Source organism: Dolichospermum lemmermannii CS-548 (genome assembly GCF_028330815.1).
Classification (GTDB): domain Bacteria; phylum Cyanobacteriota; class Cyanobacteriia; order Cyanobacteriales; family Nostocaceae; genus Dolichospermum; species Dolichospermum lemmermannii.
The window spans coordinates 11,181-34,871 of the sequence record NZ_JAQMTJ010000007.1 but is presented as its reverse complement, the minus strand read 5'-3'; the positions used below and the strand labels follow the sequence as shown (position 1 = coordinate 34,871).

At 37.3% G+C, this 23,691-nt stretch carries 17 protein-coding genes; 5 read left to right on the top strand and 12 right to left on the bottom strand.

Going from position 1 to position 23,691, the window contains the following annotated elements; translation table 11 throughout:
• Positions 1-93 precede the first annotated feature (93 nt).
• Positions 94-459, bottom strand: coding sequence for a four helix bundle protein (locus PN450_RS00455; protein ID WP_271834993.1), 366 nt, complete (start codon positions 457-459; stop codon positions 94-96).
• A gap of 93 nt (positions 460-552) precedes the next feature.
• Positions 553-1,893 carry a P-loop NTPase fold protein gene (locus PN450_RS00450; protein ID WP_271834995.1) on the bottom strand — a complete coding sequence of 447 codons (1,341 nt, stop codon included), beginning with the start codon at positions 1,891-1,893 and terminating at the stop codon, positions 553-555.
• Between the two features lie 674 nt (positions 1,894-2,567).
• On the opposite strand from PN450_RS00450, the gene bchI reads away from it, so the two are divergent.
• Positions 2,568-3,686 carry a magnesium chelatase ATPase subunit I gene (gene bchI, locus PN450_RS00445; RefSeq protein ID WP_015079938.1) on the top strand — a complete coding sequence of 373 codons (1,119 nt, stop codon included), beginning with the start codon at positions 2,568-2,570 and terminating at the stop codon, positions 3,684-3,686.
• A gap of 61 nt (positions 3,687-3,747) precedes the next feature.
• On the top strand, positions 3,748-4,065 hold the full coding sequence (locus PN450_RS00440) for a hypothetical protein (RefSeq protein ID WP_213800707.1): 318 nt from the start codon (positions 3,748-3,750) through the stop codon (positions 4,063-4,065).
• Here PN450_RS00440 and PN450_RS00435 read toward each other — a convergent pair.
• The 3 genes from PN450_RS00435 to PN450_RS00425 form a co-directional block, all read right to left on the bottom strand.
• Complete coding sequence (locus tag PN450_RS00435) at positions 4,060-4,779, bottom strand: Uma2 family endonuclease (RefSeq protein ID WP_271834992.1); 720 nt, start codon at positions 4,777-4,779, stop codon at positions 4,060-4,062. The two genes, PN450_RS00440 and PN450_RS00435, sit on opposite strands and share 6 nt — an antisense overlap.
• A 102-nt stretch (positions 4,780-4,881) precedes the next feature.
• Complete coding sequence (locus tag PN450_RS00430) at positions 4,882-8,796, bottom strand: Eco57I restriction-modification methylase domain-containing protein (protein ID WP_271834991.1); 3,915 nt, start codon at positions 8,794-8,796, stop codon at positions 4,882-4,884.
• Between the two features lie 160 nt (positions 8,797-8,956).
• Entirely contained in the window at positions 8,957-9,673 is a 717-nt protein-coding gene (locus PN450_RS00425) for a Uma2 family endonuclease (protein WP_168633662.1), read from the bottom strand.
• Between the two features lie 188 nt (positions 9,674-9,861).
• Here PN450_RS00425 and pheT point away from each other — a divergent pair, with 188 nt between their 5' ends.
• Complete coding sequence (gene pheT, locus PN450_RS00420; RefSeq protein WP_271834989.1) at positions 9,862-12,297, top strand: phenylalanine--tRNA ligase subunit beta; 2,436 nt, start codon at positions 9,862-9,864, stop codon at positions 12,295-12,297.
• A gap of 78 nt (positions 12,298-12,375) precedes the next feature.
• On the opposite strand, the gene urtE is transcribed toward pheT, so the two are convergent.
• The 6 genes from urtE to urtA form a co-directional block, all read right to left on the bottom strand.
• Positions 12,376-13,074, bottom strand: coding sequence for an urea ABC transporter ATP-binding subunit UrtE (gene urtE / locus PN450_RS00415; protein WP_271834988.1), 699 nt, complete (start codon positions 13,072-13,074; stop codon positions 12,376-12,378).
• Between the two features lie 340 nt (positions 13,075-13,414).
• On the bottom strand, positions 13,415-15,004 hold the full coding sequence (locus tag PN450_RS00410) for an iron uptake porin (protein ID WP_271834987.1): 1,590 nt from the start codon (positions 15,002-15,004) through the stop codon (positions 13,415-13,417).
• Between the two features lie 194 nt (positions 15,005-15,198).
• Complete coding sequence (gene urtD, locus PN450_RS00405) at positions 15,199-15,972, bottom strand: urea ABC transporter ATP-binding protein UrtD (RefSeq protein WP_168696040.1); 774 nt, start codon at positions 15,970-15,972, stop codon at positions 15,199-15,201.
• Positions 15,947-17,122 carry an urea ABC transporter permease subunit UrtC gene (gene urtC / locus PN450_RS00400; protein ID WP_417033726.1) on the bottom strand — a complete coding sequence of 392 codons (1,176 nt, stop codon included), beginning with the start codon at positions 17,120-17,122 and terminating at the stop codon, positions 15,947-15,949. Before urtC ends, urtD begins: the two co-directional genes overlap by 26 nt.
• Positions 17,123-17,173: 51 nt before the next feature.
• Positions 17,174-18,334 (bottom strand): ABC transporter permease subunit, encoded by a 1,161-nt coding sequence (locus tag PN450_RS00395; RefSeq protein WP_271834985.1) that lies wholly within the window; start codon positions 18,332-18,334, stop codon positions 17,174-17,176.
• A 151-nt stretch (positions 18,335-18,485) separates the two neighbouring features.
• Complete coding sequence (gene urtA / locus PN450_RS00390; RefSeq protein WP_271822989.1) at positions 18,486-19,802, bottom strand: urea ABC transporter substrate-binding protein; 1,317 nt, start codon at positions 19,800-19,802, stop codon at positions 18,486-18,488.
• A gap of 376 nt (positions 19,803-20,178) precedes the next feature.
• On the opposite strand from urtA, the gene PN450_RS00385 reads away from it, so the two are divergent.
• Entirely contained in the window at positions 20,179-20,448 is a 270-nt protein-coding gene (locus tag PN450_RS00385; protein WP_271834984.1) for a YciI family protein, read from the top strand.
• A gap of 143 nt (positions 20,449-20,591) precedes the next feature.
• Here the strand turns inward: PN450_RS00385 and PN450_RS00380 are convergent, their stop codons facing one another.
• Positions 20,592-20,786 carry a hypothetical protein gene (locus PN450_RS00380; protein ID WP_015079930.1) on the bottom strand — a complete coding sequence of 65 codons (195 nt, stop codon included), beginning with the start codon at positions 20,784-20,786 and terminating at the stop codon, positions 20,592-20,594.
• A 330-nt stretch (positions 20,787-21,116) separates the two neighbouring features.
• On the opposite strand from PN450_RS00380, the gene PN450_RS00375 reads away from it, so the two are divergent.
• Positions 21,117-23,645, top strand: a complete 2,529-nt coding sequence (locus PN450_RS00375; protein WP_271834982.1) for a mannose-1-phosphate guanyltransferase — start codon at positions 21,117-21,119, stop codon at positions 23,643-23,645.
• Positions 23,646-23,691: the final 46 nt, after the last annotated feature.

Genomic DNA, 23,691 nt, shown 5'->3' with positions numbered 1-23,691 from the left:
GAGTTAGGAAGAAGGAGTTAGGAAGAAGGAGTTAGGAAGAAGGAGTTAGGAAGAAGGAGTTAGGAAGAAGGAGTAAGAACAACAGATAATGAGCTAGGATGTAGAATTACTAACAATAGCTTTTGCATAACTATCTAATAATCTACTAACTTCTTGTAAGTTCAAAATTAATTCTGATGTATTACCATATCCTAAATCATTTGTGAGAATAAGATAGTATCTACATTCTTCTAGAGAAGCTTGTGCAATATTCATGAATCTCACTTTATCTAGAGATCCTTTTTTTTTAAATCCTTCAGCAATATTAGCAGGAATAGAAACTGATGCGCGCCTAAACTGAGAAGTAAGTCCATATATTTCTGATTTAGGAAAATTCGCAGTTAATTGATATACTCCTAATACAAATTGATGTGCTTTTTGCCAAACTATTAAATCTTCAAAGGTTCTCGCTGGTTGCATTTATTCTAACTCCTTCTTCCTTCTTCCTTCTTCCTTCTTCCTAACTCCTAACTCCTGACTCCTGACTCCTGACTCCTGACTCCTGACTCCTTCCTACTGTAATTTATCCGATTCTGCTAAAATCGGATTGACATCAAACCATAATTCACCCTGATCTCGATATTCAAAGACAAATCTACTGCGAATTAATTTCTGATATCCTTGATCATCACTAACGTGCTTAGTTTTTTTAACACGGCGTAATAATTCCCATTCTTCATCAGAAATAGTTAAAGACATTTCATTCCGTCGTTCACGAATAATCTGCTCTAAGGTATGACTCTGGAGAGGAAATTTTTTATCTTTCATAATCCAGGGGTTTAATAACCGCAAAATATCGCGCACATGACCACCGCTAACCTGACACAAGCGGTCTAGACTTGCTGGAGCATCAAAAATTTCAGTAATTTTATTTAAGCGGTCTTCTGGGGCTAAATTAGGAAATGCTCTAGCTAAAATCATCTGTTGCATTAGTGCTAATCCCTGTTCATGGACTTTACCATCTGAAGACTTGACGGGAACCATTGGTAATATTTTTGGTTCTTCTGGAAATCGTTGGGTTAGTGTGCCATATTCATTGGAAAATTTCAAAGCCAGGGGCATGGTATAAATGACATGACAATTCAGTTTGGTGAGATATTCTCCTTGGTCAACAAATAGATATTCTTGTTGTGTCCGACCCCAGGATTTAACACTATTATCTATACGGTCTAGGTTATCAACTATGACCACTAAACCATTTTTACCCTGTTGTTTGAGTTTAGAAATAGCAGGTTCTAAAAGTTCTTGATTAATTGCTTGTAGTAAGTTGGTTTTCTGTGGTCCTAAATATTGATTTACTTTGGTTCTTAATGTGGAATCACTTTTCATTTTTGTGGTGATTTCCCCAATACCCAAAGACAGAGACAACTTTTGTCCGTCAACAGTATAACCAATATCATGACCAGCAAATTTACCTTTAACACCTGTAACTTCAGAGTTTAAGATGTTCCATGCACCTTGAAGTAATTCCTGAAATTTTTTCGGTTCTTCGAGAACAATTTTCTCAAGACTTTTACTAATGCGACTAGCAATAGCCAAAAACACATCAGCAATATCTATATCTGTGATTTCTAGATCTTCGCTAGATTCAAAATAAACAACATGAAAATCTGCTGCTTCTAATTCTACCTGTAATCGTAATAATTCTGTAGATTTACCACAACCAATATGTCCAGTAAATAGGTTACAGGTAGGCTCATCTTGATTCCACTCTGTAATACTATCTTTAATAGTGCTGATGATATCCTCACCACGCACTTTAGAAAAGTCAATATAACATTTTTGGTCTTCTTCATTTCGCGCTTTCAGAGTGCGTGCGGGGTTAGTGGCTTTATAAAAATCCTTAATATCCATTTTGCTAGTAGTATAATTGTCCTGATAGTTGAGGAATATCCCTACTGACAATAATACTTGTTTCTCAGTAATTTCAGTTATTTTTCCGATAATTTTAATAATTTTATCGAACAGAATTCAGGAGTCACCGAGTCAGAATTCAGAATGAATTCTGTGCGAGTGGCGGATGAATAACTGGGTTTAAGACCCCCACCAAATCTACGATTTGGTGGTCTTTAATCAGTCGCAGGTTTGAATCCTCGACTGATTGATTCTGACTCCTGGCTACTGACTCCTGACTCCTTCTTCATGAGAATCAGGATTTACAAGATCAAACGATGAACAGGATTTTATTTTACTCACATCCTGTCAATTCTTAAATCCTGGTTATCCTAATGCTGACAATTTCTGTATTTTAAAATTTAGATATGATAACAGCCAGATCATACACCTTGATAATAGCACAAAAAGTCAAGAGGTCAAGAACCTAGTAAAATGGTTATCTTATTGCGACGATTATCAATAATCTTGAGAATGAAGCAGACTTATTCTCAATAAACATAGTCTTGTGCTTTTTTTGTAAAAGTCTGATTTAAAAAACTTATAGCATTGAGTTTTTAACTGACAACTGACCCACATTCGCAAAATGTGTCAAAATAAAGAATTGTCATAAAAAATATTGTTAAGGTAATTTAGTGACTTCAACTGCTCAAGCTAGTGCGAGTGCGCGTCGTGCGGTCTTCCCATTTACAGCCATCGTCGGTCAAGAAGAAATGAAACTGGCACTGCTGTTAAATGTCATTGACCCCAAAATTGGTGGTGTAATGATTATGGGCGATCGCGGCACCGGAAAATCTACAACTATCCGCGCCTTGGCGGACCTTTTACCAGAAATACCTGTTGTCGCTAATGACCCCTTCAACAGTGACCCCAACGACACGGACTTGATGAGTGATGAAGTCCGTCAACAGGTAGCACAGGGGTTAGAAATTCCCATCACTCACAAAAAGGTGCAAATGGTAGATTTACCATTGGGTGCGACAGAAGACCGAGTTTGTGGGACAATTGACATTGAAAAAGCCTTATCTGAGGGTGTCAAAGCCTTTGAACCGGGACTCCTAGCCAAAGCCAACCGGGGTATTCTCTACGTTGATGAGGTCAACTTGTTAGATGACCACTTGGTAGATGTACTCCTCGATTCCGCTGCTAGTGGCTGGAATACCGTGGAACGGGAAGGAATTTCTATCCGTCACCCTGCGAAGTTTGTTCTCGTTGGTTCAGGAAATCCAGAAGAAGGGGAATTACGTCCTCAACTTCTCGACCGTTTTGGAATGCACGCAGAAATTCATACCGTTAAAGAACCAGCTTTACGGGTACAAATTGTGGAGGAACGGGGTGAATTTGACCAAAATCCGCCTGTGTATTTAGAAAAACACCAAGCACCACAAGTAGCATTACAAGAGAAAATTGTCAATGCCCAAAACTTATTACCACAAGTTAATTTAGACTATGACTTCCGGGTGAAAATTTCCGAAGTTTGTTCAGAATTAGATGTGGACGGGTTGCGGGGTGACATCGTGACAAACCGTGCGGCTAAAGCCTTAACCGCTTTTGAAGGTCGGACAGAAGTTACAATTGACGATATCCGTCGGGTAATTACTTTATGTCTGCGTCACCGTTTGCGGAAAGATCCTTTAGAATCTATTGATACTGGCTATAAAGTGGAAAAGGTCTTTTGTCGGGTTTTTGGTGTGGAACTTCCAGAAGATTCAACCCAGAAAAATGGTGCAGGGATGAAAGCTGGCGCTCGTTAGTTTTAATGTAGAGACGTTCCATGGAACGTCTCTACAACAGTTAATTAACAACTGACAAATTATGAGAACTTGGAATTTTTGGTTAAACAGCTTGATTTTATTGATTCAACATCATCCACCCCGATTTGTGGAGTTATTAATGTTAACATTAGCGATCGCTCTGCTGACAGTCTCCACCATTGTCCCAGATAAACCCTACATCATACTAGGTTTAAGTTTTGTTGTGGGAGCATCAACTTCTATATTAGTCCGGGAAGCAATGTCTCCCACCGGAAACAACCAGACAGTTTTAACTCAACAACGCCTTACCCAATTTACCGCATTACTGTTATTAGGAATTAGTATTTACGGTTTTGCAGATTTAATTCACACGCTATAAATTTTCAGGATCAACTCCTAATTTTTTTAACATCTCTGCTAATTTATTAGCTTTTTTCTCAGATTCTAACCATTTCCTTTCAGATTCTAAATGTTTTTCCTCACTTTGTTCCATCCTTTCTTCTGGTGTTAAAAATCGTTTTCCATTTTCATCAAACCAATATAACCATTCCCTAGTTATTCCTTGATATGTTGCTTTTTCCATTCCTATTCCTAACCCTATCTCTGGTAGAAAAACAGGGTTTCCTGACAGTAATTTATATTCTCCATTGACTAATTTGTAAACCTCTAAACGTTGTTTTCTTTTACGCTGAGAATTATAAACTACATAATATAATATCCCCAATTCTTGAGCATAAAAATCTTTCTTAGTGCTATATTCTCCCCTATAGGTATGAGACACTATTTCTAACACTAAAATCGGTAATTTTTGTTCTTCCCATAATACATAACTGCGGCGTAAATCTTCATCAATTAATCTGGGAATACCAATACTTAAAAATCCATCTGGGACAATTGCAGGTTTATCTGGATCATAATATATTCCCATGTCTACGCCAAAAAACCAATCCCATCTTTGTGACCAGATTAAGGCTAACATGGCTTTTAATAAACCGGGAATTAAATCTTGTAGTTCGTTATCCACTGGTGTGTCGTCAGAGTCGGGTAATTCCTTAGATGAGGGTAAATAATTTAATTGGCTGTATTTTAGCATGATTGATATTACCAATTCTATTTTTATTATAATCCAGATCGCCGACTTCTAAGAAAAATCTATCATTTATTTACAAGATGAAAACAGAAGTCGGGGATATTTTTATCCTTGAATTATGGCTTTTTCTTCTTCAGTTAAACCATATAACCGATAAACAATTTCATCAATTAACCAATCACATTGTTTTAGTTGTTTTTTGATTGGTAAGAGTGTATTTAAACTTGATTGATATTCTTTTGCTAATGTTTCCTGTTCTTTTCTCGCGGTGGGATCTATTTTTAGTTTTTTCTGATTTTTCTTGAGGATACCAATTAATTCATCAAGGGTTAAATGGTTATCTCCTTGATTTTGTTTATAATAATCACCTAAATAATTTTGGATTTTCGATTTATTGGTAAGATTATCAATTTCAGTACCGATTAATCTTTCTAACCATGTCAAAAATCCTGTAGTTTCTGTTTGTTTTTGTTTATTTAGTTCTATCATTTGTTCGGCTAAATATGCGAGTAAGTCATGAATTACATCCGCTTCTGATGGTTGTTGGTTGAGGTGGTGATCAATTTGGGTAAATAGGATATCTGGGTTATGATTGATTTGATATTGTTGGTAAAGGTTGATTGTATTTTCTAGATATTCTTGGCGTTTTTCTGGGGGAGTTGTAAAGGAGATTTTAGGAACTGGTAAACTTTTAAGTTCTTCGTATGTTACCTGGGGAAAATCATCTTTTACAGATATAGTAGAAGAGTTAGTATAAAACCAAGACAACAATTTAGAATTAATCAGTGCAGTGATAAATTTAGGATTAATGTTAACATCCAAAACTAAAATATTCAGAATACTATCTGTTGTGATTAATATATCTGTGCAATAACAAGACATCAGTTCACCTCGTCTTGATAACAGTCTTCTAAGTACAATCCTCGGAGAAGTAAAAAATATTTGATCACGTTTACTAGCTAAATCATCACAATATTTAATATAACTTTTCTTTTCCGATTCGAGACGATAGCGAGATAATTCTTTTCCCAGTAACTCAGGATAATAATTATCCTTACTATCAAATTTTGTAAGTTCATTCTCTCTCAAAAAATCACTTTTAATTTGATCTTTTGTATGTTTTTTAAAATCATATAATTGGACTCCTCGTTCAATTCTTGTGAATGAACCGAGATTAATAAAATTTGCATCTTTTTTAATTCTTTGTATTTTGATTAACTCCATACTCAGAATAAACTTAAAATTTGCATCTTCTTTCCACGTTTGTATATTAATTTTGTCATAATTTGCATGATCTAATATCTGTATTTTATCTTTTTTACCCATTTTCTTTGTATCAACATCATAATCTTTTTGGGGATTATCCACCTGCAAAATAATAATACAAGTGTCAATATAAGCATCTAAAAAAGTATTATAAGGTAATACAATAATCTCCTTTATACAGGAAAAATTTATCATATTGCTGCGTAAAGTCATATAATTAATACCAGTTAACATAGCAGCAGGAATGATAAAAGAGATATAACCATCTTTGCAAGTATTCTTTAATCCAAAACTCCAGAAATAAACAAAGCAATCATTATACAAATTAGATAACCATGTTAATGATTCAACTAAACCATAAGGTGGATTACCGATAACAACATCAAAACCAGGATTTTCTTTCCAACTTGCATTTTCTAAATCAATAAAAACCTCTGGAAATTCCAAATCCCAATGAAAAAACCGCTTTTGGTCAAATAACTTTCTCGCGTCTTCATAAACTGCAATATCAGCAGCATTCATACTTTCAGGGTTAGCATTAATCGCATTTGTACCATAAACCCGTAAAAAATGATCAGCACGTTTCAAACCAAAATATTTAGAAACATAAATATCTAATAACCGTTTATAAGGTTTCGCAGCTTGATCAAATTCCTTAAATAACCTTTCGCTAGTTTCCACTTCCGCAAAAGTTGCATCACTTAACGTACTCACACCGCGCATAATTTCCGCAGCACGTAACAACCCCACAAAAGGACCAGTTAATAAATTTAATTGTCCACTTTCTTCCTTTACCATATTCGCTTCTGCTTCTCGCGCAGTCGTACCAATAAGGGAATTTCCGCAACGTAAATGATGATCTAAAAAACTCAAAGGAGCGCCAATTGTGAAAGAATGTAACCATAAACTCACCTTAGCTAATTCTACAGCCATTGGGTTCAAATCCACACCATAAATACAGCGTTTCATTACCACCCGTTGCAAAAGTTGAGTATCTTCTAACTTATTGACATCAATAGTAATTCCCTGCTGTTGTAAATTTGCTAAAATCCCCTCGCGGGTTTGTTTCAACATCTCCAAAACCGGATTATGTTCAGGATATTCATTTAAAATAATGATTAATTCATCTGTAAAATAATCAACAGCTTCTACTAAAAAATGTCCGCTTCCCATAGCAGGATCACATATTTTAATATCCAGTAAAGTATTTATACTTTTTCTTTCTAAACGTTGTAAATCTTTTTGTAAACCATTACGACTTTGTACTCCTAATCTACCATCTGCCATTTTTTCATGTAATTGGCTAATTTGCGTCATCAAATCAGCAAATTTTTGTTTTCTCCCCTCTAAAATTGGTTTGAGAGTATGACTAACAATGTATTTAACAATGTAATCAGGTGTGTAATAAGAACCCGTAGCTTTGCGTTCACCCTTATCATTTTCTAAATGGACTTTTCCATTATTTCCATCTTCAATAACCACGCGATATTCTAATAAACCTTCATAAATTGAACCCAATTGTCGCACACCTAAAAAGCTGTAGTCAATGGGTAATTTTTCAAACCGTGCTAATTTATCCAAAGCAGGAAATAAGACAGCATCAGATAATTGATGTTCATACAAGAAATAATTATCTGGATAGTCTTTGATGTCTTCAGCTTCATGAAAATCAAAATGAAATAAACCACCATTATAACGAGGTACTTCTAAAGCTGGATCACCTCTATCTACTATTTCAAATAAACCTAATAAACTCTTATAAATCTTTGTCGAAGTTTGACTTAATGTTTTTTGTTTATCAACGCTTTCCGCTATTTCTTGGGTAATTTTAATCAAACTATAATCACGGTAAGCGGTAGTAATTGGTAATAGATTTCTGGCTTCAGCATATAATAGAAATAACAACTTATATAAAAATGATAAAGTGGCTGCATAAATCTGTTTTGGTTCTCCAGTTTTTCCCCGTCTGATAGCGTCTGCAACGAAACCCCCTGCTAAGTCAGGAAATATTTGCTCAAATACCAATGTTTTTAATTCATTTCCTACTTGAGTCGCATAAGTTGTACTTCCTTCTCTGACTCTTTCTAAAAAGTTTTTGTTGTAACTATCTTTTTCAAAAGCTGCACTTCTAAAAAATAACCAGAAATATTTGAACTTTTCCAAATCTTCAGTTTCTAATAATTCTACCAAATCAAGAGGATAAAATTCAGTTGCGGTAGAAGATGCTTGACGATAATATAAACGCCATTCTCTCCCATTGGTTAAAATTCCCCAATCAACTCCCGTACCAGTCAAATAACTAGAAATTTGAAAAGATGGATTTTCATTCTTGAAAATATCTCTTTTATCATTAGCAGAAACTTTACTTAATGGTCTTTCCCAATATTTAGCTTCTGCTATTACCAATACTCTACCATAAAAAGCAGTTTCATTATTTTGAAAAGAGTAAGCTATATCCCTTTCATTTTCATTTGCAAACAACGCATAATCAGGACGTTCGGCTCTACCTTTACCACGAGTCACGACTTGAGGAATATTAGAAAAGCCTAAAATATCTAATACTGGTTTAATAAACACATCTTCAGTTTGCGCTTCATTGAGAGTCGGTAAAATCGCTTTTTTGGATAAATAGAGTTTATTTAGTTTCTCAAAATCCGAGATGATATCTAAATGCCATTCTGGACATTCTTGCAGACGATATTTTAAATAATGTTGAGAAAATAATGGTTTATTTGGATTTTTTGTATCTGTCATAATTCTCCCTATAAATAGTAAAGTGTGTTAGGCTTTAGCCGTAACGCACCATATTATATTATATATGTTTAAGTAATTTATTCACATTTTTTCTGACACACTATAAATATACACTTAGTTAAAAACGGTGCGTTACGCTGCGCTAACGCACCCTACATGATTACAAAGTTTCTAAATCAATTCCTTTTGCTTGTAATTTGGCTAATAATTCCTGATACTGCTGTATAGCTATTTCTTTTCCATGACGTTCTTGTTCAGCACGTTGATATTCCTGTTCAGCACGTTGATATTCTTGTTCAGCAACTTGATTAAGTTCCAAAGATGTGAGAAACTTTCTTCCGTCAGGATAATAAATTTCTAAATTATCAGGTGTAATTTGAAAACGTATTCCCAATCTTGGACTTACCCAACCATTAATATCTTCGACAACTGTAAAAGCATCTTCCGCAAGTATAAATCCAGATAATTCTATAGTATCAGGATCATAAATATAATATTCTTCCACACCATAACGTTGATAAAAAAGCGATTTATTAATCATTTTGGGAGTACGATTTCCCGGTGATAAAATTTCAAAAACCACTTGAGGAGGAATATTATTTTCTTTCCATTGTTGATAAGAACCTCTATCTACTTTTGGTCTACCAAACACCACCATAACATCAGGTGCTTGACAAGTTTTGACACTTCCCTCGATAGGATACCAAAGTAAATCACCTGCAATAAATACATCATCTCGTGATGCAAATAATATTTCTAAATTTTCTTTAATTTTAACAATCCATTGATATTGTTTCGTATTATCTGCCATTGGTTGACCGTCGCTGTCAGGATAGATGATTTCTGGTGCGCTTGCTGGTGCTAATTGCTGTACCATAGTGGATATCTCCAATAGGGATAGATTCCTATACTGCATTAATTATAATTGGTATCTGGTAAAAAAGAATGTCTTGACATTTCAGGGAACGTCTCCACAAAAAAACGGTTATGTAATTTTCTTAAAATATCTAATAATTTTCACTTAATATATAAAATTAGAGTAAAAGATAAATCCAAACAGACTCCATGCGTATTTCTCTAAACTGGTTAAAAGAACTCGTAGAAATCAAACTCACCCCAGAAGAACTGGCGGAAACCTTGACAATGGCAGGGTTTGAAGTAGAAGATATAGAAGATCGTCGCACTTGGGCTAATGGCGTAGTTGTGGGAAAAGTGCTAGAACGTCAACCCCACCCCAACGCAGATAAATTGAGCGTTTGTACCGTAGATATTGGTACTGCTGAGACTGTAAATATCGTTTGCGGTGCTGGGAACGTCCGCGCAGATATCTATGTCCCGGTAGCCACCACAGGAACTTATTTACCCAACATTGATTTAAAAATCAAACCCGCAAAACTGCGCGGTGTTCCCTCCAACGGCATGATATGCTCTTTAAAAGAACTGGGTTTACCCACTGATATTGACGGTATTCATATCTTCCCTGAAGAAAATCTTGTTTTGGGTAGTGACGTGCGCCCCCTGTTGGGTTTGGAAGATGTGATTTTAGATGTCACCGCTACTGCTAACCGGGCTGACGCTTTATCTATGGTGGGTATTGCGAGAGAAGTAGCGGCTTTAACTGGCGGAAAATTATCAATTCCCCCAATTGCAGAAGTTGAAAATACCAAAACTGCAAAAAACCTAACTTTAAAAATTTCCGAAACCCAAGCTTGTCCTGCTTATATTGGTACTGTTGTTGAAAACATCAAAATTGCTGCTTCTCCTGAATGGTTACAACAGCGGTTACGGGCTGCGGGAGTTAGACCAATTAATAATGTCGTAGATATCACAAACTACGTTTTATTAGAAAGAGGACAACCGCTTCACGCTTTCGACAAAGAGCGTTTACAATCTGTAGGTGAGGGGGAAAATTTAATTATTGGTGTCCGGTTTGCGGAAGTTGGAGAAACTTTAAAAACCTTAGATGGAAATATTCGTAATTTATCAACCCAAAATTTATTAATTACTGCTAATAATCAAGCGGTGGCTTTAGCAGGTGTTATGGGTGGTGCAGAAACAGAAGTTCATGAAGGTACACAAAGTTTAGTTTTAGAAGCAGCGTTATTTGATTCTGTGGCTATTCGCCGTTCTTCTCGCAGTGCGGGGTTAAGAAGTGAAGCTTCTGGTAGATACGAAAGGGGCGTAAATCGAGCAGAATTAGAAATAGCTTGCAACCGGGCTTTATCCTTAATTAGTGAATTAGCTGCGGGTGTGATTGTTCAACAAGAAATTTCCGATTATCGTCCAGATATTTCTACTTGGTCACATTCTATTAACCTGCGTTTAGATAAAGTTAATGAAGTGTTAGGTCCGATTGAATTAGGACAAGAAACAGGAGAATTACAACCAGAAGATGTCGAAAAAATTCTCACAGCTTTAGGGTGTGAATTAGTCAAAATTGATGACCGGAATTGGACAGTTACCGTACCTCCCTATCGTTACCGCGACTTAGAACGGGAAATTGATTTAATTGAAGAAATTGCCCGGTTATATGGTTATGATAAATTCTGTGATACTCTACCAGAAAAATCTGAAGCTGGTTATCTATCTTTAGAACAAGAATTAATTCGCCGGTTACGCGCTTATCTCCGCGCTGAAGGTTTGACAGAATTAATTCATTATTCTTTGGTGAAACCGGGTGAAGATAATCAAATCGTTTTAAGTAATCCTTTGTTTGCCGAATATTCAGCTTTACGGACTGATTTAATTTCCGGTTTAATTTCCGCTTTTCAATACAATTTAGAACAGGGAAATGGGGCGTTAAATGGTTTTGAAATCGGGCGCGTTTTCTGGCGTGAAGAAATCGGTTTACAAGAAGCAGAAATGCTGGCTGGAATTATCGGTGGTGATATAACTTCCGGTAAATGGTCAAGAGGTGGTAAGGAAGAAGCGATTACTTGGTTTGAAGCCAAAGGTATTTTAGAAAGTGTCTTTAAACAACTAAAATTAACTGTAGAATTTCAACCTGAAAATCGAGATTCTCGTTTACATCCTGGACGCACAGCTTCATTGTGGGTAAAAGGTAATAGACTGGGAACATTCGGACAAATTCACCCCCAATTACGTCGAGAGAAAGATTTACCAGAAGCCGTTTATGTGTTTCAATTGGATTTAGATGCTCTGTTGGATGCTTGGGATCATGATGATTTGCTAGTTCCCAAATTCAGTTCCTATTCTACCTATCCAGCTAGTGACAGAGATTTGGCATTTTTTGCTTCTGTGAAAGTGACAGTTTCCGAAATTGAAAAGGTCATTAATAAAGCTGGGAAAGGGTTATTAAACTCGGTGGAATTGTTTGATGAATATCGTGGTGAACACGTCCCCACAGGACAACGCAGTTTAGCTTTTCGGTTAGTATATCGTGCCAGCGATCGCACTCTCACTGAAACTGAAATTGAACCGGTTCATAATCAGGTGCGGACAGCCTTAGTTGAAAAATTTGGTGTGAATTTGAGAAGTTAATCCAAAACAGTCGGTTTTAACCGACTTTTGCTATGAGACAGGGAATTTATTCCCTGGCTTTATTCTTATCAATTATCACTAAACCGTCAAAAACTTTTGAATCACATCTTGACTAAGTTCCTGAGTTAGACCGGAAGCAACAATCCCCCCTTTTTGCATAGCATAATAATAATCTGCCTGACGGACAAAATGCAAGTGTTGTTCTACCAATAAAACAGAAATCCCTGTAGTTTCAATAATCTGACGGACTGCGGCTTCAATTTCCAAAATGATTGAGGGTTGAATACCTTCCGTCGGTTCGTCTAATACGAGTAGTTGTGGTTTTCCCATTAAAGCACGAGCGATCGCTAATTGTTGCTGTTGTCCACCACTTAGATCTCCACCCATACGAGAAAGCATAGTTTTTAATACTGGAAATAAACTAAAAATTTCTGGGGGAATTTCTGGTTTTTTGACTGGTTTTTGTCTAGCTTCTAATCCCAAAAGCAGATTTTCTTTAACTGTTAATCGTGGGATAATTTCCCTTCCCTGACTCACATAACCAATACCCATTTTCGCCCTTTCATAAGTTGGTTTACCGTTAATTATCTCCCCTGCAAAATTAATAATTCCGCTGCTGGGTTTAAGAAGTCCCATAATTGTTTTTAGCATGGTTGTTTTTCCCACCCCATTGCGGCCAATTAAACATACCATCTGTCCTGATAATACAGTCAAATCTACATTTCTGAGAATATGACTTTCACCATAATGAACGTTAAGATTAGAAATTTTTAGCATTATAAAATTAACCTGATTAACTATTTTAATTTTTCCTAACTTTAGCCCACCATCCCCCTCCCCTTGTCAAGAAACTTGTGTGTACACCGTAGTTTGAAAAGGGGGGCTAAACTTCTCAAAATCCCCCTTTCTAAGGGGGATTTAGGGGGATCGAATAGCGTTTAGCATCTTTATCTAGTACACAACGGCGTAAGTCAATCAACCATTAAAAATTTGACAAAAGCTTGTGTAATCTGCTTTTTAAATTTTTAATTTTTAATTTTTAATTCCGCACTGCGGTACTAGAGATGTGTGTACACCGTAGGTCTTTAGACCGGGGAGTGTCAACTAATTGCTATGATTAGAAACTGAAAGTAGTTCTCAAAGCACCAATTACTAAATTGCTACTGCTATCATCGTGATTTGGGGCTGTTAGCCAAATTACAGCGGGGGTAATGGTGATATTATCGCTGACCTTGTATTGATAAAATCCCTCAACGTGATAGGAGGTATTTGGATCTTTCGTAACTCCAGTAACAGTAGAATTCGTGACCTTTGGTTCCATACCAAATACAATACCAGCTAAGTTACCTTTTTTACCCAAATCTGGTAAACCTAAAGTAACAGCATAGTTCCAAATTTCCGCTTTTCCTTTGGTACCAGTCAAAACTTGACTATTGGTATATCCAGCCCAACCACCTAAAATAAGTTTCTTCGTAATACCTAAAGATGCTTCCACACCGTAGGAATTACTGGAAAAGTTTGTACCAGGGGCAAGATTGGTAAATGTGGCGTTATTACTACCTGTAGCCAGTGACTTGTTATAGGAATTGATGTAAGTTAAACCAAGGGAAATGCGATCGCTTGGTTTGACTGTTAATTGTGCTAAACCGCCGTAGGGACCATCAAACAACCCATTTCCAGGAGTAGGGGTATTGTGTTGACTAGCTAAGTAACCTAAACTGAGAGTTAAATTTTTACCGATGTTTTGTTTTACACCTAGTCCTGCCCCACCCAATTGGGCATAGATAGGGTTTCTGGTTGCAAATGCGGACACAGCACCAGACCCACCATTCCCATCAAATAGATTCAATGTGCTGTCAAGGTCGAGAATTATACCATCATTGGCTATGATGTTGGCATAAGTGTTTTTACCAAGGGGGAATCCATAGGAAAGCGCACCTATGGAAACATTGTTATTAGGTGTGCCACTGGCAAAGGACAATTTACCTTCTGTAGTATTAAGACCAAAACTGTTAATATTGTTGCTTTCTAGCCTGGTAAACAGTGTGTCTTTTCCAGTAAAACTGGTAACAAGCTCCAATCTAGTTCTAGCGCCTAATGTCGTATTCTTGCTAGTAATGTTACTAGTACCAACTTTATCACCAGAAACAACACCACTAACAACCGCAACAACCTGTCCTTGCAGTTTTGTGGTAGTTGAAAATTGATTGGCCTCTAAATCAGCAGTTCTGGCTTCTACAGTGTCTACACGCCCTTTTAAGGTTGCTAGTTCTGCGGAAAAGTCATTTTGCAACTTTTGGATTGTTGCTAAATCTTGTTTTGTCGTTAAATCAGCGGTAGCAGTAGCAATTAATTCATTGACTCGATCTAAACAAGCATTCAAACCAGCCGCAAATTCGTATCGTGACAACGCCCGATTACCCCGAAAAGTCCCGTTAGGATAACCTGCAACACATCCATAGCGTTCTACCAATGATTGTAATGCCTGAAATGCCCAATCATTAGGTTGGACATCAGATAACTGAGACACGGAGGTAACTTGAGATATTACCTTTTGTTGATTATTTATATTTAATTGTTCAGAATTAGTGTCAGTCTGGAGTTGATTATTTGCTGGTATTTCTTCAGCCAAGACTCCAGAACTTGTCCATAGTATAGCACTGATAACAGTCGAACTAGCAAGTAAATATGTTAAGAGCTTTTGCATTTTTCTTCACACCTGATTTTTTACGAATAATTGGAGCCATTAAGAATAATTCTTAGCAACTCTAATTTGGAAGCTAGAAACTAAAAGTAGTTCTCAAAGCATCAATCACTAAATGCTATTATACCACTTAAATGGACTAAAGTTAGGGTTATTTTATCGCTAAAATGTAACTATTTTTGAAGTCAGTGATGCGTTTACAAAAGGGGATTAAGGGGGGTATGATTCTCTTCCTGTTTTCCTAAATATACTTCAATAACGCGGGGGTCATTTCTCACTTCCTCAAAATCACCTTCACACAATACTGAACCCTCATGTAATACTGTCACCTTCTTAGCAATTTGTCGCACAAATTCCATATCATGTTCAATGACTAAAATTGAATGACTTTCCGCTAATGTTGATAATAAATTACCGATATTATAGGTTTCTTCATCTGTTAAACCAGCCACTGGTTCATCAACAAGTAATAAATCAGGAGATTGCGCTACTAACATTCCAATCTCCAAACGTTGCTTTTCTCCGTGGGATAATAAAGCCGCTGGAATATTTGCTTTTGCAGTTAAACCAATTGTTTCTAATAAGCCTTTCAGACTATTTCTTTCCGCAGAATTGATAGAACGAAACAAGGTAGAAAAGACATTTTTCTGACGATTACTAGTAATTTCTAAATTCTCAAAAGGTGTTAAATTAAGATATATGCGTGGAGTTTGAAATTTGCGCCCAATTCCCAGCCGTGCAATTTGATGTTCAGCTAAAGAACGTAAATTTTTACCCTTAAATAGGACTCTTCCTATGGTTGGTTGCACCTTACCTGTAATTACATCCAGAAAGGTAGTTTTCCCAGCCCCATTTGGACCAATTACTACGCGCAATTCACCAACATTCATACTAAAATTTAATTGGTTTAATGCTTTAAAACCGTCAAAACTAACGGTGACATTTTCAGTTTCCAAGATTTTGGCGTTCATGTTTCACCTCCATATCTTCTTCTAAACTAGGATAGGTATCAGAAGGTTTTAATTGCTGACGTTTCCCAAAAGGGATATTTTGTTTATTTAACCATCCCATGATGCCGTCAGGAAGCACAATGACGATAATTAATAATAGTATACCCTGAAAAAATAGCCATATTTCCGCGAATTGTTCACTTAAAAAAGTCCGGGCATAATTAACTAATAAAGTGCCAATAACTGCCCCGATTAGCGTCCCTCTTCCCCCCACAGCCACCCAAATCACCATTTCAATAGAAAAGCCAATATCCATGGATCTAGGGGATACAGAACCACTTTGAACGGTGTAAAATGCCCCAGCTATACCAGCAATTGCTCCCGAAACTGCAAATACTAATACTTTAAAATCTGTGGGGTCATAGCCAGAAAATCTCACCCGACTTTCATCATCACGAATAGCTATTAATAATCGGCCAAAACGTCCACTAGTTAACCAGCGACAAATCCCATAAGTAGCCGCCAAAAATACCACCGTCAAGACATAAAAAACAAATTGAGTTTTGCTATCACTAACTATAGCACCACTGCCATTAACTCCCCAAGATAAAGGCGGAAAAGTGGTAAAATCTATCAATCCATTTGTGCCATTAAAAAATTGTTGTTGTCCATTAAAAAAATTGAAAAATACAATAATTGCAGCTTGAGTCAAAATCGAAAAATAAACCCCCTTAATGCGATTACGAAATACTAAATATCCTAGTAATCCTGCTAACAAACCCGGAATCATCACCACAGCAGCCATAGACAGGGGAAAAGAAGAAAAAGGCTGCCAAAATCCAGGAAGTTCCATAACACCATAAAGCGCCATAAAATCCGGTAATTCCCCCGTGGGAACTTGCAATTTTAGGTACATAGCGATCGCATATCCACCCAAACCGAAGAAAATCCCATGTCCCAAACTCAATAAACCAGCGTAACCCCAAATTAAATCAATTCCCAAAGCCACAATAGCCAGAGACAAAAATCGTCCCAATAAATTCAGACGAAAATCTGAAAGTAAAACCGGCATCATCAAAATCAAAATTAAAGCGATCGCACAAACTACCCCAACTTCAACTAATATTAAATTTCGCCCCTTTTTAATTTTCATCATTCCTAACTTATCCATTTTCTAAAATCCGCGTTTATCTGCGTTAATCTGCGTTAAATTTCCCATAATTTAAACATCAACATGACGACCCTTTTGGGGAAAAATTCCGCCCGGCTTCCACTGTAAAAACACAATAATTAACGCAAAAACCATCACCTTAGCCATACTTGTAGTTGCAAAAAAACTAAATAAATCAGCCAAAGGCTTAACCGGACCCAACAACAAAGCCAAAGTTCCCGAACCAATCAAATAATTAGTTGTCCCAATTCCCAAAGCCGCCAAAATCGTACCAGCTAAATTACCCACACCACCAACAACCACCACCATAAAGGTGTCAATAATGTAATTTTGTCCAGTATTTGGTCCAACAGAACCGAGTAAACTAATTGCACATCCAGCCACACCAGCTAACCCTGAACCCAGCGCAAAAGTAATCGCATCAACTTTTTGAGTGGGAATACCCAAACAAGCACTCATACTGCGATTTTGAGTAACAGCCCTAATTCTTAATCCCCAATGAGAATGTTGCAAAAATAGATAAATTCCTCCCACACAAATAATCGTCAAAACAATAATAAATAACCGGGCATAAGGTAATTGTACACCAGCTAAAGATACACCAGATTGTAACCAACTAGGGGCTGTAACATCCACATTTTGAGCGCCAAACCAAGGTAAAGTTACCGCTTGCTGATAGGTTTTACTCAATAAATTACAAATTGTAATTGTCAATCCTAGGGACAAAAATAGTAAAACTCCCACAACCCAGTTGCGAATTTTCTGGAAATTATTCCGAGAATTTAAAATCCATAAACCCCCAAAAAACAGAACAGAAAACAAAACCATCCCCATGACTAATAATAAATTGACACTGCGAACAAACTGTTGAAAAATTAAACTTACTCCCCAGGTTGCTAACAGAGTTTCTAAAGGTCGTCCATAGAGATAACGAATTACACTTTTTTCCAGAATTAATCCCACACCAGCAGTGAAAACGAAAGCAATAATCAAAGCCAAAAATATATAAACTTCAAACCAAACCCCACCCAATTGCTTACAAATGTTTTGCACCACAAAAGTTGTATAAGCACCAAACATAATTAGCTCACCATGAGCCATATTAATGACACCCATTAAGCCAAATATGATAGCTAATCCTAACGCAGCAATTAATAAAACAGCGCCAATACTAACACCATTAAATACAGCTTCCAAGAAACCTGTTAACATTTTATCCCTGCAATTATCAATTTATTCCTAATAGTCAGTTGTCAGTTGTTCTGTACCGGCGGTGAATTTTTGCGCCTTTGCGCCCAAGATAATTCATAATGCCATTGTCCAACCTCTATTTTGTTTTTATCACTGACAACTGACCAACAAATTAACCCTTCTTGTATTTACCACCTTTTGCAGGATCTGACCAATCACAAGCAAATCCCTTGGTCTCTTTCACAAATTGATTCCAAGGAACTGGTTCAACTGGTGCGGGGGTAGCATAAACAATGTCAAATAGGCCATCCTGTCTGACTTGACCAATCCGCACAATTTTTGATATGTGATGATTGGCATTAACAGTCACTTTTCCTTCAGGTGCATCTATAGTTTGACCATAGGCCGCAGCCCGGACTTTCGCCAAGTCAGTTGTAGTTGCTTTTTCTACTGATTGCTTCCACAAATACACGGCGATATAGGCCGCTTCCATTGGGTCGTTTGTTACTCTATCTTCACCGTATTCTTTCTTAAAAGCCGCCACAAATTTCTTGTTCGCAGGTGTGTCTACTGTTTGAAAATAGTTCCAAGCAGCATAATGTCCTTTTAGATACTCCACCCCAATGGCTTTAACTTCCTCTTCCGCAATACTCACAGACATGGAAGGATACTTATCTGGTGTCAATCCCGCTCCTTTCAACTGTTTGAAGAAAGCAACATTACTATCACCATTTAGCGTATTATAAATTACACCGCCCTTAGGTAAAACCTGCTTAATTTTCGTAATAATAGCTGTTACTTCCGTATTACCCAAAGGTAAGTAATCTTCCCCAACAGTTTTCCCACCTAAAGCCTCTAATTGAGCCTTAATAATGTTATTAGCAGTGCGGGGGAAAACATAGTCAGAACCTACTAAAAAGAACTCTTTACCTTTATTCTTCAACAACCAATCAACAGAAGGTTCAATTTGTTGATTTGGGGCTGCACCAGTGTAAAAAATGTTTTTAGAACATTCTTGACCTTCATACTGCACAGGATACCAGAGCATATGATCCTTGCTCTCGAAAACTGGCTTGACATTTTTACGACTAGCAGAAGTCCAACACCCGAAAACCACCGCTACTTGATCCTGGTCAATCAATTTGGTAGCTTTTTCTCTAAAGGTATCCCAATTAGAAGCGCCATCTTCAACAACTGCTTCAATTTGTTTACCTAAAACACCCCCAGCAGCGTTAATTTCTTTAATTGCTAGTTTTTCTGCATCTACAACACTTTTCTCACTGATAGCCATTGTCCCACTGAGAGAATGTAAAATACCTATCTTGATGGTTTTACCACCCATACCAGCTACGGGAGATATACTGGTGGATGCTGCTGGACTATTCGCAGTATTTGGAGAGTTATTAGCACAAGCTTTTAAAAAAATGCTACTACCAATACCCGCTGCACCATAAAGCAGAAACTTACGTCGGTTAAATTGCTTACCCATATTTTTGATTAGTTATCTTTTTAAACTGAGATATTAGTTCTATATTTAACTATTAAACTGTGATTTGTTATACAAAATCGTAATTTATTTTAATAAAAATCTACCTCAAGATAGATGAAAAATATAATTTCTTTCTCATCGGGACTGGTATAATAACAACACACCTAACCCCCTCCCTGTAAGCAATGAGCAAAATGAGCAAGTTAGGATCTACTTGATGTAAGTATAAGTATCTATATATATTTTAGCATCATAATGAGTATTATTAAGTATACAGGGATATTGGTGAAATTAAAAACTTGATCATCAATCTCTATCTTAAAAAACCTCATGTTGCTATATTTTTTAATTAGTATCAATAATCAAATCAGAAATTATGACAAAATACATCTTATGGGGAAGCTATTGTGAAGACGTTCTCAGCAAACGTGAACCCCACCGTCAAGCCCATTTAGCTGGATTAGCACGACAGAAAGAATCTGGAATTTTAATTACCATTGGCCCCACAAAAGATGTAACTCAAGTTTTTGCCATTTATGAAGCTGAAGACGAAAACACCGTTCGTCAATTAGTAGAATCAGATCCCTATTGGCAAAACGGCATTTGGACAGAGTATTTTGTTAAAGAATGGATTCAGGCTTTTTAGTCAGTTGACACAATTTTTAACAAAGATAATTAATTCATAATTACCATACCCAGATCCCCGACTTCTAACATCAATTTATAATTTGTAGACACAATAAATAAAAGAAGTCGGGGATTTTATCGGCCTACCTGAATTATTATCACTTAATTACCCTTGAGTGCCTTTTGAAAATTGCGACGATAGGATGGATTAGCTAAAAACAAAGCAGGCCATAGCAAAGCCAAACCAATCCGATTAGGTAAAGTTTGATTAAAATTAGTTCTACCAAATCCAGTCCAAAACTTCCAAACACCACCGAGATAAACCACGATTATTCCGAAAACAAGTAAATCAATCATGACCATCAACTCCCTTAATAACTGGCATAATTTTATGTAAAGAAACTTGATTGCTGACTACAGGAAAGTTAAAACCTCTTTCATTACTCATTGGCACTGGCCTTACTGAATTCTAGTTTAAATTAGGATCACAGACTGCCACCATTCGTCCTATTACATGATAGCCTAAATAAACTACCCATTCTCAATGCCTGAAAAGTTCATGCTGTATTAATTTTGAATTTTGAATTATTTAAAAGATATTTCTTAGGGAAGTTCCTTAGATCTCAATATTTGTATGAGACTAAAGGAAGAAAAACATTATACTTTTAGCCAAGCTTAGGAGAATTTATGCGTGCAGTCTTAATGGCAGGTGGTTCAGGAACGCGGTTACGTCCTTTGACTTGCGATTTACCCAAACCAATGGTGCCGATTTTAAATCGTCCCATTGCTGAACATATTATCAACCTCCTGAAACGACACCAGATTTATGAAGTAATTGCTACATTACATTATTTACCAGATGTTCTCCGTGATTACTTTCAAGATGGTGGTGATTTTGGCGTACAAATGACCTATGCTATCGAAGAAGACCAACCATTAGGAACAGCAGGTTGTGTCAAAAACATTACTGAACTTTTGGATGAAACCTTTTTAGTAATTAGCGGTGACAGTATCACAGATTTTGATCTAACTGCGGCCATTGAATTTCATCAACAAAAACAATCAAAAGCCACCTTAATTTTAACCCGTGTGCCTAACCCCATTGAATTTGGTGTGGTAATTACGGATGCCCAAGGACGGATTAACCGATTTTTAGAAAAACCCTCTACTAGTGAAATTTTTTCTGATACTGTTAATACTGGCACTTATATTTTAGAACCAGAAGTTTTAGACTATTTACCAGAAAATATTGAATGCGACTTTTCTAAAGATTTATTTCCCCTATTACTCGCCAAAAACGAGCCAATTTATGGTTATGTTGCCGAGGGTTACTGGTGCGATGTGGGTCACTTGGATGCCTACCGACAAGCTCAGTATGATGGCTTAGAAAGAAAGGTAAAATTAGAAGTGGCTTATCCAGAAATTGCTCCCGGTTTATGGGTAGGAGCAAATACTTATATTGATCCTACAGCCAAAATTGAAACCCCAGCCATAATTGGTAACAATTGCCGCATTGGCGCGAGAGTAAAAATTGAAGATGGGACAGTAATTGGTGATAATGTCACAATTGGTGCTGATGCTCATTTAAAGCGACCAATTATTTGGAATGGAGCAATTATTGGTGATGAAGCCCAATTATCGGCTTGTGTAATTGCTCGTGGGACTCGTGTAGACAGACGCGTTCACGTTCTAGAAGCGGCTGTAGTGGGTTCATTGTCTACCGTGGGAGAAGAAGCGCAAATCAGCCCTGGGGTGAGGGTGTGGCCGAGTAAAAAGATTGAGTCTGGGGCAATTTTAAATATTAATCTGATTTGGGGAAATACTGCCCAACGGAATTTATTTGGACAGCGCGGAGTCCAGGGTTTAGCCAATATTGATATTACCCCAGAGTTTGCGGTGAAGTTGGGCGCTGCCTATGGTTCGACTTTGAAACCAGGTTCAGTGGTAACGGTTTCTCGTGACCAGCGCAATGTTTCCCGCATGGTGACACGTTCTTTAATTGCGGGTTTAATGTCTGTCGGTGTGGATGTCCAGAATCTAGATACTACAGCCATTCCCATCGCTCGGACTGTGATCCCCACAATGTCAGTAGCCGGAGGGATTCATGTCCGAGTCCACCCAGAACGCCGGGATTATATCTTGATTGAATTTATGGATATTAAGGGGATTAATATCTCTAAAGCCCAAGAAAAGAAAATTGAGGGGGCGTATTTTAAAGAAGATATGCGTCGTTCCCAAAGTCATGAAATTGGTGATGTCGTCTATTCTAGTCAATTAGTGGATTGCTATGGTAAGGCTTTTGAAAAATTATTGAATGTGGATACTCTGCGGAACAGTCGGGCAAAGGTGGTCATTGACTATGTTTACGCCGTGTCTGGGGCAGTTCTACCGCAAATGTTAGATAAATTTGGGGCTGATGCGGTGGTGCTAAATGCTAGTTTGAATAAAACGGCCATTTCCAACGCTGATAGAGAATTACTGCTAACTCAATTAGGCCATGTTGTGGAAGCGGTAAATGCTAATTTTGGTGTGCAGGTATCCGCTAATGGGGAACAACTCATATTAGTTGATGAATCGGGTTTTTCCATTCGGGGGGAAATGCTAACGGCGTTAATGGTTGATATGATGTTAACTGCAAATCCCAGAAGTTCGGTGGTTGTGCCGGTTCATGCTTCCAGTGCGGTGGAATTGGTCGCCCATCGTCATGATGGTCATGTGATTAGAACTAAAGCGAATCCGACGGCTTTAATGGAAGCTTGTCAGAAAAATCCCAATGTGGTTTTAGGTGGGAGTGGGGAAACTGGGTTTATTTTTCCCCAATTACATCCAGGCTTTGATTCGATGTTCTGCATTGCCAAGCTTATTGAAATGTTAACCATTCAAGAGCGATCGCTCGCAACCGTACGTTCTGAATTACCTCGTGTGATTAATAGAAGTTACACTGTGCGCTGTCCTTGGACTGCTAAGGGGGCGTTAATGCGCTATTTGGTGGAAACTCACCCAGCGCAAAATTTGGAGTTAATTGACGGTGTGAAAATTCGTCAACCCTATGATGACAATTGGCTATTGGTTTTACCTGATGCCAGTGAGCCGTTAGTCCATCTCTATGTTAACAGTAGCGATCGGGATTGGGTTGATGAAACTCTCAGAGATTATCGCGCCCGTGTCCAGCATTTTGTGGAACGTGAACAGGAAAATTACAGGTTGGATATGTAATTTTTGGGGTGGGGTTTCCCCACCTTTTACAGCACTTCCCGGTGTT